Genomic DNA, 14,038 nt, shown 5'->3' on the forward strand with positions numbered 1-14,038 from the left:
GCGCGGGTGAGTGGTGAGGCGATCGGCGGAAACCGCCTCACCACTCTTCGCGGGGCATCGCGGTGGTGCTCCGATGCCGGGGCTTCGCGGGTGGACCACCGCCTAGGTCGTTGGCGACGAAACAACCGTTACCGCCCCGCGAGGGGTTCACCCGGTTCGCCTACATCGGCATGTGCTTCGTCGGCGGCGGTCCCGGCTTGCTGATGAACTTCGTGACCGGCCCCTCCTTGCTCATCCCGGCCCGTTCCAGGAACTGCGCCATCTCGCCGCGCACCTGCGCCAGCGTCGGGCGGCGGCCCGGTTCCGGGTCCATCGCCGCCAGCAGCAGCCGCGCGTGGGCGCTGTTCTGCGGCAGCTTCGTCACCGGTTCGCCCTGGGCGGCGGCCATCAGCGAGGAGATCGGGTTCTCGCGGGAGCCGCGCGGCGGATGGCCGGTGAGGGCGTAGGACACGGTGGCGGCGAGCTGCCACGAGTCCGAGGCGGGGGACGCGGCCTCACCGCGTGCCGTCTCCGGCGCGAGGAAGTCGGGGGTGCCGACCATCATGCCGGTGGCGGTGAGGGTGCTGTCGCCCTTGGAGCGGGCGATGCCGAAGTCGATCAGGTGGGCGGTGCCCTGGACGTCGACGATGACGTTGGACGGCTTCACGTCGCGGTGCAGGACGCCGCGGGTGTGGGCGGAGGTGAGGGCGTCGGCCATGTTCAGCCACAGCCGGGCCGCCAGCTTGTCGTCGATCAGGCCGTTCTTCATGACCGTCTCGGACAGCGACGCGCCCTCGATGTACTCCATCACCAGCGCGAGGCCGTCCGGGTCCTGGACGATGTCGAACACCCGCACGCAGTTCGGGTGGCGGACCGCGGCCAGTGCGCGGGCCTCGCGGAGCATGCGCTGCTCGGTGTCGTTGTCCGGGGCGTGCGCGAGCTTCACGGCGACGGTGCGGTCGAGCTGTTCGTCGACGGCGAGCCAGACCGTGCCGAAGCCGCCGGAGCCGAGCTGGCGGACGCGGCGGAACCGGCCGTTGCCGGGGTTCCACACCTTGCCCGACTTCTGCACCGGTGCGGGCGACTCCGCGTTCGCGGCGCCGGGGCCGAACGGCAGCGGGCCGGGGGTGTCCGCGAGCACCGCGGGCCGGGACGGCTGCGGTGGCTGCGGGTTCGCCTGGGACGGCTGCTGGAGCACCTCGGCCACCCGCGTCGGCGGGTACTGCTGCGGCGGGGGCGGCGGCTGGTTCACCGGGCGCATCGGCCGGTTCATCGGCGCCGGCTGGTACTTCGGCACCTGTGCCGGCTGGTAGGGCGGCGGCTGCTGCTGGGCGGCCGTGATCGGCTTGGTCGCCGCCTTCTTCTGCGGCAGCTGGGGCTGCTGAGAGGGCTGCTGCGCGGTGTTGCGCGCCACCGGCTGGGGTGGCGCCTGGTTCGCGTTGCGGTCCTGGGACCGGTCACGGCCGGGGCGGTTCAGCATGGCGGTAGTCAACCCGAAGATGCGCACGACGATCGACCCGATCACCGCGATCGGGAAGAACCCGAGCAGGACGTGCCCCACCAGCGTCACGGGCAGTGCCGACGTGGACGCGAGGAGCACCAGGAACGGCGGCCAGAACACCCGGCGCGGCCAGTTGGGCCCGAGCCGGAACGCCGACCCGGCCTGCAGCATGACGAACAGCAGGCACAGCAGGCCGAGCACGATCGTGATTCCGGCGGCGACCAGGAACAGCCACTCGTCGCCCGGCGCGCGGAACACGCCGAGGATCGACGGCGTGCCGTCGACGAGGTAGGCGCCCTGGGAGAACTGTCCGAAGCAGGTCGCCTGGTCGAGCGAGTCGGACCCGGCGATCGTGCGCTGACCGAGGCCCTGCACGGTGCCGCGCAGGATCAGCCACGGCAGCACCAGCGTGCCGGCGACGCCGAGCACGGCGAAGGCGGCGCCCGTCACGGCGCCGTAGGAGTTGCCGACCACCCGGCGCACCGCGATGGCGAGCAACGCGGCCACGGTGGGGAAAAGGCCGAGAACGGCACCGAGCGCCGTCGTGGTCCACACCCAGTCACCGGGGCAGACGCTGGCGCCCACGAAACCGTGCAGCCACGTGAGCAAGGACTCCGCGAGCCCCACGACCCGAACCACCCCTTCCGCGATCATCCCCAGCCTAGGTGCCGATTCAGCCTACGGTGCGTGATCGGTGTGCGGCCGACGCCACAGCAACCAAAATCGCGTCCACTGCGTTGCACCTCCCGCACCTGGCCGGACCTCGCGAGAAATGCGCTCTTCTGCCCTCTAGGACGTGTCCGCGGCCTTGTCCGTTGAACGGCGGCTCATCACGGTTGGAGCCGGTTTGCGACTCGGAAGCGTCACGTGCCACGACCTGCGGTGTGGAATCGCCGCTCAGTTGCTGCGCAGCCAGTGCCGGTACCGCGCGGCCAGGGCGAGCGAGGTCAGGACCCCCTCCACGTGCGGTTTCGCCATGAAGTCCGCGGCACGCGACCTCGCCGGCCCCGGCTGGGCGGCGGGCTCCGGAGCGGCGGGCACGGGTGGTGGTGGTACGGCCGGGCGCGGCACCAGCGGGACGAACGGCGGCGCGACCAGCACCGGCAGCTCCGACCGGACGTTCCACAGCTCCTCCGCGGCCCGGTCGACCGCGCGGACCGCCAGCCGTTCCTCCCCGGCCCGCTGCTGGTCGAGCCGGTCGAGCAGCTCGCCGTCGGCGCCCAGGCCGAGCCGCACGACCTCGGCAACCGTGTGCAGGTAGGCCTCGACGGCGTCGTGCGCGGACCCGAACGCCTCGGACGTGTCGAGCCACCTCATCCGCGCCCGGTGCCGGTAGTCGTCGAACGCCTCGCTCGCCGCCCCGCGCCAGGCCGGTGCCGTCGCGGCGGCGTGCGCGGCCGCGGCCGATGCGCTCTCGTCGCGCATCCGCCTCAGCCACTCCTGGACGGCCCGCAGGGAGTGGAACTCGTCGGGGAGCGTCACGCCGGCGGGGTGTCCACCTGCTCGTACAACCGAGCGGTGTCCCTCAGCCGGTGCACGGTCTCGTCGGCGTCGCCGCCCAGCACGCCGGTCGCGTGGCCGGCCGCACCGCGGAACCTGCTCAGCGCCGCGAACAGCTCACCGCGCCGCCCGTCCACCTCGCCGTCCGGGTGGACCGCCTGCTCCGCGACCTGCTCGACCGCCCTCGCGAGCGGTCCGGTGAGCGCTCTCAGCTCGGCCGGGTCGACCTCGAACCCCCGCACGGCACCCTCCACACCGGAAGTTTGACGCTGAACGATACCAACCTGTTACCTGATGAGCGCGCCGACGTCCGAACTGGACAGGAAGACGGTCTCCTCCTCCGCGGCGCCCGCGTCGACCACGACCGCGAGCCGCGCCGACGCCACGAACGGCAGCAGCTCCGCGCCCTCGACCTCCAGCCACCGGTCCTCCCACGGCAGCTCCTTCGCCCGCCGGTAGGCCACGAGCCGGTCGAGCCCGGTGAACACGAGCACTGCCTTCTCGTAGCCGTCGACGCTCGTGGTGACCAGCCCCGGCTCCCCAGGGTCGGGCAGGAACACGGTGGTGCCGAGCAGCTCCGCGGCCACGCCGGGATCACCTGCCCGCGCCAGCTCGCGTACCCGCGGCTCCGCGCGCGGCCTGCGGTACATCGGCCGCCCGTGCAGGACGTGCTCCAGCTCCACGGCGGTCGACGGCACCGAGGGGTCGACGCGGAAGTGCGGCACGCAGTTCAGCGCGAACGGGATGTCGTCGACGCTCGCGCCCGGCAGCACCGCGACGACGACCTTGCGCTTGAACTCCTCCGGCTTGCGCATGAGCATGCCGCGCAGGTGCTTGAGCTCGTACTCGGCACCGGCGCTCATCGGGCTGTCACCGCGGAACGCGAGCCGCCACCCCGCCGACACCGCGACCACGATCCGGTCCGCGTCCTCCATGCGCTGCAGGCAGTACGTGGACCAGTCGACGGGCAGGTGCTGGTTGAACAGGTCGAGGTCGGCGTCCACGCCGATGCGGTGCAGCAGCTGCGCGAACGCGTGCACGGTGTCCCGCCACGCCTGGACGCGCGCGGCGTCCCAGCCGGGGCTGCTGTGCGCCCAGACGACGAAGGCTTGCGGCTGCATCGCGGAATCATGGCAGCCGGTCGTATGGACTCCAACGGATTAAGCCGGGCACGATGGACGATCGTGGCGGATTCCTCGGCAGCCCGCGGACGCGGCGCGTTGCGCACCGCGGGTGCGCTGCGGCCGTTCGCCGCGGGCGAGCACCTGATCAACGCGGGTGAGCGCAGCGACGAGGTGCTGCTGCTCGACTCGGGCCTGGTCAAGGTCGTGCTGCCGACGGCGGGCGACCGGGAACCGATCACCGGCCTGTTCGGCCGCGGCGACCTGCTCGGCGAGCTGGGCGTCACCGGTGGCGTCCCGCGCAGCGCCCACGTGATCGCGCTCGCCGCAGGCTCGGCGTGGCACGTGGCCGGCAGCCGGTTCGTGGCGCTGCGGGCGACGAACCCGGACGTGCAGCGCCTGGTCGACCAGACGTGGCGCGACCGCCAGCGCAACGCGGACGAGCTCCAGCGGCTGCTCGTGCGGCCGGTGCCGGAGCGGGTGGCGCTCTGCCTGCTGCGGTGGGCCCTGGCGTTCGGCGAGGAGGTCGACGGCGGAGGTCTGGAGCTGCGCGGACTGAGCCAGGACGAGCTGTCCCAGGCGGTCGCGGCGTCGGTGCAGCACGTCCAGGAGACGTTGAAGGCACTGCGGTCCGAGGGTCTGCTGCACACCGGCCGGCTGCGGTTCTGGCTGCCGGACCCGGACCGGCTGGGACATTTCATTGCCAAAGCGGACCGCGGGAACTGACAACTTGTTGTCCCAGTTTTCCGGGGATGGCCACCGCCGCGAGCCGCCAGACTCGACAGCTCAGTTCGGGCGCGAGCACCTCGGAGGCAGTGAGTTGAACCCCGTTCCCCAGCACCGCACCTTGCTCGGTGTCGACGTCATCGGCTCGGCACAGCTGCCGCCCCACCTGCTGGCGGCAGTCCCCACCACCGTCTCGGAGCTGCTGCACGCCGCCCTCTCGGCCGCGGGCATCGACCGGTCGGACGTGCTCGCCGTCGAGTCACCCGGCGACGGCGCCCTGCTCGTCCTGCCGAGCGAGCTGCTGGGCGCCGCCGTCGACGCGGCCGCTCACCTCGACCAGCTCACCACCGAGCACAACCGCTGGCGCAAGCCGGAGGTCCGCCTGCGCGCGGCCGTCCACACCGGTCCGGTCGGTGCGGACGGCGGCTTCTACCAGGCCAGGATCACCCACACCCGGCTCCTGGACGCCAGGGAGTTCAAGGCCCTGCTCACCCGCTGCCGCGAAGAGGGCGGCGAGGAGACCGCCAACACCGGCCTCATCGTCTCCGCGGAAGCCCTCGACACCGCCTTCAGCGGCAACCACACCCGCCTGGCCCGGCGCGCCGAGTTCGGCCCGCTCCCGGTGGCCAACAAGGAGTACCGGCACACCGCGTGGGTGCGCGTGCCCGGCTTCGACCCGCGCGCACTGACCGCGCTGACCACCACGCCCGCGCCGCCGGAGAGCGCGGCGCGGGTGGTGAACACGGTGCACGGCACCAACCACGGGGTGCAGGCGGGCGACATCCACGGCGGGGTCACGCTGTACGCGGGGCACCGGCCGTGAGCGAGGAGAAGAAGGACCAGCCGCAGCCGGCCGCGGAGGAAGTACCGGCCGACGCCGCGCCGCTGTCACCGGACGACGTCCGGCGCATGTCGAACGTCTCGCACGGCGACATGCACGGGATGCAGACCGGGGACGTGGCCGGCGACGTCAACTACTACGCCGCCATCATCAAGCCACAAGCCGATCTCATCGTGCGCTACGCGGCGCCTCAAGACATCGAGGACGTGCAGCGCGAGTTCGTGCCGCCGGGAGGCTTCGCGTCGGCACTCGCCGCGCTGCGCAGGGACAACGTCGTCGTCCTGTGCGGTCCGGGCACCGGGCGCACGTTCGCCGCCCGCCGGTTGCTGGCCTACGAGCTGCGGGTCGCGCGGATCGCCGACATGAACCGGTCCCGCACGCTGGGCACCCTGCGGGCCACCGAGCTGGAACCGGGCACCGGTGTCGTGCTGGACGTCCGGGACAGCCGCGACCGGCCGTTCACCGACCAGGACTTCTCCCAGTGCCGCGACGTCCTGAAGGACGCGGGCTGCCACCTCGTGGTCCTGCTGGACCACCTCGGCCAGGTACCCGCCGGTGCGGCGAAGGACGCCGTCCTGCTCACCGCACCGGCACCGGTCGAGGTCGCGCAGGCGGAGCTGCGCCGGCGCGGGCACGCCGGCGAGGCGGAGCTGCAGACGCTCAAGGACGAGCTGGCTCCCGCGCTGGACGGCGCCTCGCCGGACAAGGCCGTGCGCGCAGCGGATCTCGCCGTGCAGATCCACGAGGAAGGCCTGCCCGTCGCGGAGGCGCTCGCGTCGCTGCGGGAGGAGGTCACCGCGGCCGTCGCGCGGTGGTTCGAGGAGCTGGACGTCCGTGCGCACGCCTACTCGTTCGCGGTCGCTGTGCTGGAGAACCAGCCCTACGAGCACGTCATGGACCGGGCCTGGGCGCTGGACATGGACATCAGGAAGGCGCGGCTCGCCGAGGGCCGCAGGTTGCGGCCGTGCTGCGTGCACCACAAGCCCAAGGACCAGCTGCTGCGGGAGATCAGGGCGACGACCGAGGTCCGCGCCCACCCGAAGCACAAGGACATGTTCGAGGAGACGGTCCGGTTCGAACGCCACGACTGGGCGCGCGGCGTGTTCAAGCACATGTGGCGCCAGTACCCGGCGGCCCACCAGGTCCTGCGCGACTGGATGTCCGCGGACGCCGCGCTCGACCGGTTCAAAGAGGAGAGTGCCCAGGCCGTGTGCGAGGTGGTGCGGACCGTTCCGGCCCACGAGCCGCTGGCGATCGTCGAGAACCTCGCCCTGCAACGGCACTACGGCCGCCGCGGGCTGGCGGCGCGGGCGTTGGAGGTGCTGATGGACGACGTCGTGGTCCAGCCGCTCGCCGAGAAGGCGCTGGAGAAGTGGGTCAGGTCCGACAGCGCCTACCAGAAGTCGACGGCGGCTCGGGTGTACTCGTCCGCGTTCGGCCGCCGGGACCTCACCACCGCACTCGCGAAGCTGACCGAGATCGGCAAGTCCGAGCAGTACACACCGCAGCGCGAGGTGGTCCTCGCCGTGCTGGCGATGCTCGTGGAGGAGGACATCCGCGGGATCGCGCTCGACACGGTGGTGTCCTGGACCGCGGGGCGTTACCGGCGCACCGGTCTGCAGCCGATCTCCCTCGTGCTGGGGCTCTGGGTCTCCGGGATCTACCGGACCCGCCACGAGTACTTCGTCGAGTTCGGCCGCGCGTTCCCGAAGCAGGTCAGGGACCTGCTCAAGCACGTGCTCGCGGACGAGGAGTTCGGCGGTTACGTGCTCGAACACCTGGGGGAGCTGGCGCTGCACGCCCGGTGGGACGCCGCGAAGGCGGCCGAGCTCGTCCGGCTCACCCGGCTGATCGCGCCGGACCTGTCGTGGTGGCGGCGCAGGGACGCGGTCGACGCGGTGTGCTTCCAGCACCCGGCCAAGCGCTCGGAGATCCAGCGGATCTTCCGCATCGCGTGCAAGGTGCAGAAGGGCCGGGCTCAGCCGTCGTAGACCTCGTGCTCGACCAGCAGCCGGGTGCGTCGACCGCGGCGTGCGAGGTGAGGTGCCCGTCCCGACGCGTTATGGCTGGCGTGCGCGGGGTGGCGTGCGCGAGGCGAGGCGCCCGTCCTCGACGCGCCACGGCTGGCGTGCGAGGTGGGATGTCCGTCCTCGACGCGTCACGGCTGGCGTGTGGGGCGAGGCGCCCGTCCGGGAGCGCGGGCCGGTTCGAGGCGGGCGACCGGGTTCGGTTCCCGTCCCCCGGCCCGCGAGTCGCGGTGCAGGGCCGTGGGTGCGGGCGGCGAGGGCGGCGCGAAGGACGACGGGCTCGCCGGCCGTGCAACCGACCAGCACCCGCGCCTCGACCGCCGTCGCGCCGGGCACGACCGTGGGGTGGGCGGCCGCTCACCTCGCGTGCGGGGTCGTGGCTGACGCCGGTGACCCGCCGGAGGTGGCGGCCCCGAGTAATAAGGCGGCGACCACCGATTCCATGAGACCAACCTAGCCCCGACCGGCGCGTTCGCCGACCAGCTTCACCCCACGGGCGGGTGAGCCCGGAAACGTTGTACCGCAGGTGACTCAGGGTTCCGAGTCCACACCGGACGGGTCAGTGCCCGTGGTCGTGCTTCGGCGCGAACGGCTGGAAGACGTAGAACATCGTCACCGGCTGGTCACCCGCGACCGTCTCGTGGTCGACACCGGGCGGGACGACGGCGTAGGAACCGGCCGTGGCCTCGACGCCGCCGATGCTGACCGTGCCGTCGACGACCCACGTGTGCTGCGCGGCCGTCGGGTGGACGTGGCCGGCGTCCCGTGCGCCCGGTGCCATCTGGATCAGGCCGACGACCGTGTCGCCGGTGGGTGACCTCCACAGCATGCGGTTCTGCAGCCCTTCGTCGCCGTGCAGCGGGAACGGCTTCATCTGCGCGAGGGCATCCGGCGAGATGACGGTGACCTTGTCCTGCGGCGTGTCACTCACGGGCACGGCCTTTCCGGATCGGGGGCTATGACCGTTGTATAGGCGAAAAGGCCGCGGGCATTACGCCTGTGGACGCCCGTGTCCTTGCGCTATTCGCACGCCACGCCGTCGTTGTCCCGGTCGAGTGCGGACCGGTAACCCGGCTGGCCGCGGTAGAGCGGCGCCGCGCCGGCCGCCCTGGCCGCTGCGCAGTTCGCGTAGTACGCGGGAGCGGGCGCCGGCTGCGGCTGGGGTTGCGGCTGCGGCTGGGGTGCGACGGGCTGCGGTGCGGGCTGGGGCGCCACGGGCTGCGGGGCGACCGGTTGCGGGACAACGGGTTGCGGAGCGGGCTTCACGTCCAGGCCGCCGCACGACGGGCCCCAGAACCCCAGCGCGGCCTGCTTCGCGACCGCCTGCGCCTGCTGGACGGCCGTGTCGGCCTCGGCCAGCGCCCGCGCGGCGCCCTGGCTCACGGCGAGCACCGAGTAGTCGTTGCCGTCGGACAGGAGCAGCCGCAGCCCCGACACCTTCACCGGCTTGCCGACCAAGGTCTTGGTCGCGAACTCGGCCGACGCCGCCGCCCAGCACTCGCCGGGCACGGCCAGCCCGGCGACGACCACCTTGCTGCCGTCCGACAACGCCACCGTGCGACCGTCCACAACGGACGCGACGGTCACCGGCGGCGGCGTCGTCGTGGTCGTCGTCGTGGTGGTGGTCGTGGTCGTCGTCGTGTTCGACGTGGACGTGGAACCGGCGAGGTCGACGGGTTCCTGCCCACAGCCCGCGACGACCATCAGGAACACGGCCGTGATGGCGACCAGGACGATGCGGGGGTTCTTCGGCAGTTGTCGCCAGAGGGCGCGTGCGGCGGTCATGGCCGTCACATCGCGAAGCCCCGCACCCGGTGTTACCCGTGTCACTCAAAAGGCCCAGTGGACCGAACGTCCATTCAGGACAAAAAGAAGAAGTCCGGCGGTCGTGATGACCACCGGACTTCTTCTTGCGTGGAGCTGAGGGGAATCGAACCCCTGACCTTCTCGATGCGAACGAGACGCGCTACCAACTGTGCTACAGCCCCTTGCGGTGTTACGAGAGAACTATAGCAGGGCGGAAAGAGGTGTTTCACCACCCCCCTCCTATGCCCCGACAGCACCCCGGTACCGCAGCGACTCCACTCCGTCGAGCTCGACGAACACCGGGTCCTCGTCGTCGGAGTCGACCGGGATCGTGCCCGGGAGCACGTGGTGCTCGTAGCGCGGCAACGGCGGCAGCGCCGGGAGGTCGTCGGCCACCTCGGCGACGTCGACGACCTCGACCTCGGTGGTCTCCAGCGCCTCGACGACCACCGGCGCGTCCGCCTCGACGGCCGGGGTCTGCTGCTGCGGGCCCGTCGCACGGCGGCGGCGGACCTGTTGCAGGCGGGCGAGCCGGCGGGCGCGGATCTCCTCCTCGATCCGCACCTGGCGGCGCAGGTACGTCAGGTAGCCGGCCAGCAGGAGGTCGAGGCCCGCGTGGGCGTACCAGAGCGGCGTCCAGAAGACGCCGGCGACCACACCGGTCGCCACGGCGGCGACCAGCAGGAACGCCACGACTCTGCGGCGGAACGCGTACTTCGCCTGCGCGACCAGCGCGGCGGTCTCCGGGTCGTAGCCACCGCGGCCACGCCGGAACGGGCGTTCGACGTACTCCTCCTCGTCGAAGTAGTCGTCGTCGATGTCGTGGATGTCGTCGTACTCGGCGTCGGGCATGGCGTCGTACTCCTCCCCCACGCTGCGCGCACTCTCCTGGCGCTTGCGGGCCACCATGGGGACGAGGACGACCAGCCACGCCACTACCAGCGCAACGATGATCAGCGAACTCGGCATTCCCCGTTCACCTCCCCCGGCCCACGCGTGGTGCTGTCACCACGCTAGTCACAACAGTCACACCTGTGTCGGAGGCTCGCCGAGCGCGGTGCGTACCAAAGTGTGGTGTATCACCCACTTTCGGGTGAAGCGATTAGGACGAACGGAAGCGGATGTCAGGGAAGACGGGCCTCTCCGCGTGCGACCAAACGGCGCACTAGGCCATCAGGGACCTCTTCGGCCGTGAGGGCCAGGCAGAGGTGGTCACGCCACTGCCCGGCAACATCCAGATAACGCTTGAGGAGGCCTTCCTCGCGGTACCCGGACTTGGCGAGCACCCGTAAGGAGGGCCCGTTCTCGGGCCGGACGGTCGCTTCGAGGCGGTGCAGACCAGCCCCGCGGAAGGCGTGGTCCGTGAGCAACGCCACGGCGGCCGTCGCGACGCCGCCGCCTGCCCGGTCGGCGGCCACCCAGTAGCCGATCCAGGCCGAGCGCAGTGCTCCGCGGACGATGTTGCCGACGGTGATCTGGCCGGCCACCTCGCCGTTGACGAGGATCATGAACGGCAGGGTGGTGCCGCGCCGGGCCGTGGAGCGCAGCGTCGACCACTGGGCGGGCCAGGAGAGCACGGCGTTGCGCTCGTCCCAGCCCTCCACGGCGGTCGGTTCCCACTGCTCCAGGTACTCGCGGTCGCGGATGCGCAGCCGCGACCACCGCGCGCCGTCGAAGAGCCGCGGGCCGCGCAGAACGACGGTTCCCGCGCGCACGTCGAGCGGCCCCAGCCGGACGGGCCAGCCGGGGTGCCGTCCGAGATCGGCGAAGGCGCTCATCAACTCCTCTGGGCCAGGAAGCTGACCCGCACTTCCTCGCCGGCGGAGACGTCCGTGACGTCCTCGTCGACCATGACCAGGCAGTTCGCCTCGGCGAGGGAGGCGAGCAGGTGCGACCCGGAGGTGCCCAGCGGCTGCACCAGGTACTCGCCGTTGTCGGCGTCGCGCAGCAGCTGGCCGCGCAGGAACCCGCGGCGGCCCTTCGTCGACTGCAGCGGTGACAGCAGGCGGGCCGACACCGCGCGGCGGTACGGGTTCTTCTTGCCGAGCGCGGCCCTGATCAGCGGCCTGACCAGCACCTCGAACACGACCAGCGCGCTCATCGGGTTCGCCGGCAGCAGGAACGTCGGCACCGCGTCCGGTCCGAGCCGGCCGAAGCCCTGCGCGGAGCCGGGGTGCATGGCGACGCGGGTGACGTCCATGTCGCCCAGCTCCGACAGCGCCGCCCTGACCTCGTCGCCGATCGCGCCGCCCACGCCACCGGCGATGACGACGATCTCGGACAGCAGCAGCCGGCCCTCGACGACCTCGCGCAGCCGGCGCGGGTCGGCCGACGTGATGCCGACCCGGCTGACCTCGGCTCCCGCGTCGCGGGCGGCGGCGGCCAGCGCGTACGAGTTCACGTCGTAGACCTGGCCCTGGCCGGGCGTGCGGTCGACGTCGACGAGCTCCTCGCCGAGCGAGATCACCGACACCCGCGGGCGCGGGTGGACGAGCACCTTGTTGCGGCCGACGGCGGCCAGCAGGCCCACCTGGGCGGCCCCGATGGACGCGCCGCGGCGCACCGCGACGTCACCGGTCTGCACGTCCTCACCGGTGCGGCGGACGAACCCGGCGGAGGGCACGCTGCGGTTGACGGTGACCTTGGCGTGGTGGCCGTCGGTGTAGCCCAGCGGCACCACCGCGTCGGCCAGCGTGGGCAGCGGCGCACCGGTCGCGACCCGCACCGCCTGGCCGGGTTGCAGCCTGCGCGGCTGCCGGGAGCCCGCGGGGATCTCCCCCACGACCGGCAGCTGCACCGGGTCCGCGTTCGCACCGGACACGTCCACGCTGCGCACCGCGTACCCGTCCACCGCCGCCTGGTCGAAACCGGGCAACGCGCGTTCCGCCACGACCTCTTCGGCGCAGAGCAGGCCCTGCGACTCGGAGATCGCCACCCGCACCGGCGCGGGCCGCACCGCGGCCGCGATCACCCGGGCGAGCTGCTCGTCCACTGACCTCATGTGATTGGTCCTCGCGCCCAGAATGGTGTTGATCAGGATTTGTCGAGGCGTTCCCGCAACCACTCGCGCAGGTCGGGTCCGTACTCCGGGGTGTTGAGTGCGAAGTCAACCGCAGCCCGCAGGAATCCCGCGGGATTGCCGAGGTCGTGTCGCCCACCGCGGTGGACCACGACGTGCACCGGGTGCCCCTCGTTGATCAGCAGCGCGATGGCGTCGGTGAGCTGCAGCTCGCCGCCCGCACCGGGGGTGATGCGCTTGAGCGCGTCGAAGATCGCCCGGTCGAGCAGGTAGCGCCCGGCGGCGGCGAACGTCGAGGGCGCCTCCTCCGGCTTCGGCTTCTCGACCATGCCGACGACCTGCTTGACGTCGTCGGAGCCGGTGTCGCGGACGTCGAACACGCCGTACGCGGAGATCTGCTCGCGCGGGATGTCGAACGCCAGCAGGACGCTGCCGCCCTTCTCCTCGCGCACCTGTGCCATCTTCTTGAGCGCGTCCGTGGGCAGGATGATGTCGTCGGGCAGCAGCACCGCGACGGCCTCGTCCTCACCGGTCAGGTTGGCCTCTGCGCAGCCGACCGCGTGGCCGAGGCCCAGGGCCTGCTCCTGGATCGCGGTCTCGGCCTTGATCAGCTGAGGGGCACGCCGGATCTTCTCGACGAGCTCGGGCTTGCCGCGGTCGGCGAGCGTCTGCTCGAGCTCGGGGTTCTCGTCGAAGTAGTTGGCGACCGACGCCTTCTCCGGCGAGGTCACGATCACGAGCCTGGTGGCACCCGCACCGGCCGCCTCCCTGGCCACGTACTCGATGGCGGGGGTGTCGACGAGCGGCAGCAACTCCTTCGGCACGGCCTTGGTCGTGGGGAGGAAGCGAGTGCCCAGGCCGGCCGCGGGCACGATGGCGGTGTGGAAAGCGCTGCTCATGGGCTGCGATGCTAACGACATACCGGGGGATACCCACCATGACGTCCGATCTTCGTGACCGGAAGGCCACCCTGCGTTCGCGGTTGCTGGCGCAGCGCCGCGCGGTGCCCGCCGACGTGCGCGCCCGTGAGGCCGCCGCGCTGGCCGCGCACGTGGCCCGGCTGGAGGTGGGGCCCGACCAGACCGTGTGCGCGTTCCTGCCGGTCGGGTCGGAGCCCGGTGACGCCTCGTGGCTCGACGGGTTGCGGTGCCGGGTGCTGCTGCCGGTCGTGACGGGTGACTCGCCGCTCGACTGGGCGGTCCACACCGGTCCCGCCGACCTCGCCCCGGCGGCGTTGCGGCTGCTCGAACCCACCGGGCCCCGGCTCGGCGCCTCGGCGATCGCTGGAGCCGCGCTGGTGCTCGTGCCCGCGCTCGCGGTGTCGGTGGACGGGGTGCGGCTCGGGAAGGGCAAGGGGCACTACGACCGGTCGTTGCCGCTGGTCACCGCGCCGCTGGTGGCCGTGGTGAGGGATGCGGAGGTGCTGGAGTCGGTGCCCGCGGAACCCCACGACGTGCGGATGAACGGCGTGCTGACGCCCGCCGCGGGCCTGCGGTGGCTGTGACGTTGACCTGTGGT

The 14,038-nt window shown here is 72.1% G+C and carries 14 protein-coding genes and 1 tRNA gene; 4 read left to right on the forward strand and 11 right to left on the reverse strand.

The genetic code is table 11. The features are described from left to right. Positions 1-160 precede the first annotated feature (160 nt). From ACZ7CD_RS14040 to ACZ7CD_RS14055, 4 genes are all read right to left on the reverse strand, one after another. Positions 161-2,134, reverse strand: coding sequence for a serine/threonine-protein kinase (locus ACZ7CD_RS14040; protein WP_470379004.1), 1,974 nt, complete (start codon positions 2,132-2,134; stop codon positions 161-163). 243 nt (positions 2,135-2,377) lie between these two features. Next, a complete protein-coding gene (locus ACZ7CD_RS14045; RefSeq protein ID WP_470379005.1) occupies positions 2,378-2,962 on the reverse strand; it encodes a hypothetical protein in 585 nt (194 codons plus the stop codon). Beyond that, a complete protein-coding gene (locus ACZ7CD_RS14050; RefSeq protein WP_360385821.1) occupies positions 2,959-3,222 on the reverse strand; it encodes a hypothetical protein in 264 nt (87 codons plus the stop codon). Before ACZ7CD_RS14050 ends, ACZ7CD_RS14045 begins: the two co-directional genes overlap by 4 nt. Positions 3,223-3,267: 45 nt before the next feature. Then, positions 3,268-4,101 carry a hypothetical protein gene (locus ACZ7CD_RS14055; RefSeq protein ID WP_470379006.1) on the reverse strand — a complete coding sequence of 278 codons (834 nt, stop codon included), beginning with the start codon at positions 4,099-4,101 and terminating at the stop codon, positions 3,268-3,270. 63 nt (positions 4,102-4,164) lie between these two features. Here ACZ7CD_RS14055 and ACZ7CD_RS14060 point away from each other — a divergent pair, with 63 nt between their 5' ends. The 3 genes from ACZ7CD_RS14060 (at position 4,165) to ACZ7CD_RS14070 (ending at position 7,659) form a co-directional block, all read left to right on the forward strand. Next, positions 4,165-4,827, forward strand: a complete 663-nt coding sequence (locus ACZ7CD_RS14060) for a Crp/Fnr family transcriptional regulator (protein ID WP_470379007.1) — start codon at positions 4,165-4,167, stop codon at positions 4,825-4,827. 94 nt (positions 4,828-4,921) lie between these two features. Further along, the gene (locus ACZ7CD_RS14065; RefSeq protein ID WP_360385813.1) at positions 4,922-5,650 is read left to right on the forward strand and encodes a nucleotidyl cyclase domain-containing protein; all 729 of its coding nucleotides are present in this window, start codon (positions 4,922-4,924) and stop codon (positions 5,648-5,650) included. Beyond that, positions 5,647-7,659 (forward strand): hypothetical protein, encoded by a 2,013-nt coding sequence (locus ACZ7CD_RS14070; protein ID WP_470379008.1) that lies wholly within the window; start codon positions 5,647-5,649, stop codon positions 7,657-7,659. Before ACZ7CD_RS14065 ends, ACZ7CD_RS14070 begins: the two co-directional genes overlap by 4 nt. 595 nt (positions 7,660-8,254) lie before the next feature. Here the strand turns inward: ACZ7CD_RS14070 and ACZ7CD_RS14075 are convergent. The 7 genes from ACZ7CD_RS14075 to ACZ7CD_RS14105 form a co-directional block, all read right to left on the reverse strand. Continuing rightward, complete coding sequence (locus tag ACZ7CD_RS14075) at positions 8,255-8,626, reverse strand: cupin domain-containing protein (RefSeq protein ID WP_360385809.1); 372 nt, start codon at positions 8,624-8,626, stop codon at positions 8,255-8,257. A gap of 89 nt (positions 8,627-8,715) precedes the next feature. Beyond that, on the reverse strand, positions 8,716-9,480 hold the full coding sequence (locus tag ACZ7CD_RS14080; protein WP_470379009.1) for an excalibur calcium-binding domain-containing protein: 765 nt from the start codon (positions 9,478-9,480) through the stop codon (positions 8,716-8,718). Between the two features lie 130 nt (positions 9,481-9,610). Then, positions 9,611-9,683, reverse strand: a tRNA-Ala gene (locus ACZ7CD_RS14085). A 58-nt stretch (positions 9,684-9,741) separates the two neighbouring features. Next, entirely contained in the window at positions 9,742-10,470 is a 729-nt protein-coding gene (gene sepX / locus ACZ7CD_RS14090) for a divisome protein SepX/GlpR (protein ID WP_360385805.1), read from the reverse strand. A 155-nt stretch (positions 10,471-10,625) separates the two neighbouring features. Continuing rightward, positions 10,626-11,279 carry a GNAT family N-acetyltransferase gene (locus ACZ7CD_RS14095; RefSeq protein ID WP_360385803.1) on the reverse strand — a complete coding sequence of 218 codons (654 nt, stop codon included), beginning with the start codon at positions 11,277-11,279 and terminating at the stop codon, positions 10,626-10,628. After that, complete coding sequence (gene glp / locus ACZ7CD_RS14100; protein ID WP_360385801.1) at positions 11,279-12,502, reverse strand: molybdotransferase-like divisome protein Glp; 1,224 nt, start codon at positions 12,500-12,502, stop codon at positions 11,279-11,281. The genes ACZ7CD_RS14095 and glp overlap by 1 nt, the downstream gene beginning before the upstream one ends. A gap of 32 nt (positions 12,503-12,534) precedes the next feature. Next, entirely contained in the window at positions 12,535-13,419 is an 885-nt protein-coding gene (locus tag ACZ7CD_RS14105) for a UTP--glucose-1-phosphate uridylyltransferase (RefSeq protein WP_360385799.1), read from the reverse strand. 38 nt (positions 13,420-13,457) lie between these two features. On the opposite strand from ACZ7CD_RS14105, the gene ACZ7CD_RS14110 reads away from it, so the two are divergent. Then, positions 13,458-14,024, forward strand: coding sequence for a 5-formyltetrahydrofolate cyclo-ligase (locus ACZ7CD_RS14110; RefSeq protein WP_360385797.1), 567 nt, complete (start codon positions 13,458-13,460; stop codon positions 14,022-14,024). Positions 14,025-14,038: the final 14 nt, after the last annotated feature.

Source organism: Lentzea sp. NPDC036949 (genome assembly GCF_055608075.1).

Coding starts and splice junctions, on each gene's coding strand:
- ACZ7CD_RS14095 (WP_360385803.1), bottom strand. CDS start 11,279: ATGAGCGCCTTCGCCGATCTCGGACGGCACCCCGGCTGGCCCGTCCGG.
- ACZ7CD_RS14080 (WP_470379009.1), bottom strand. CDS start 9,480: ATGACCGCCGCACGCGCCCTCTGGCGACAACTGCCGAAGAACCCCCGC.
- ACZ7CD_RS14110 (WP_360385797.1), top strand. CDS start 13,458: ATGACGTCCGATCTTCGTGACCGGAAGGCCACCCTGCGTTCGCGGTTG.
- ACZ7CD_RS14105 (WP_360385799.1), bottom strand. CDS start 13,419: ATGAGCAGCGCTTTCCACACCGCCATCGTGCCCGCGGCCGGCCTGGGC.
- ACZ7CD_RS14055 (WP_470379006.1), bottom strand. CDS start 4,101: ATGCAGCCGCAAGCCTTCGTCGTCTGGGCGCACAGCAGCCCCGGCTGG.
- sepX (WP_360385805.1), bottom strand. CDS start 10,470: ATGCCGAGTTCGCTGATCATCGTTGCGCTGGTAGTGGCGTGGCTGGTC.
- glp (WP_360385801.1), bottom strand. CDS start 12,502: ATGAGGTCAGTGGACGAGCAGCTCGCCCGGGTGATCGCGGCCGCGGTG.
- ACZ7CD_RS14040 (WP_470379004.1), bottom strand. CDS start 2,134: ATGATCGCGGAAGGGGTGGTTCGGGTCGTGGGGCTCGCGGAGTCCTTG.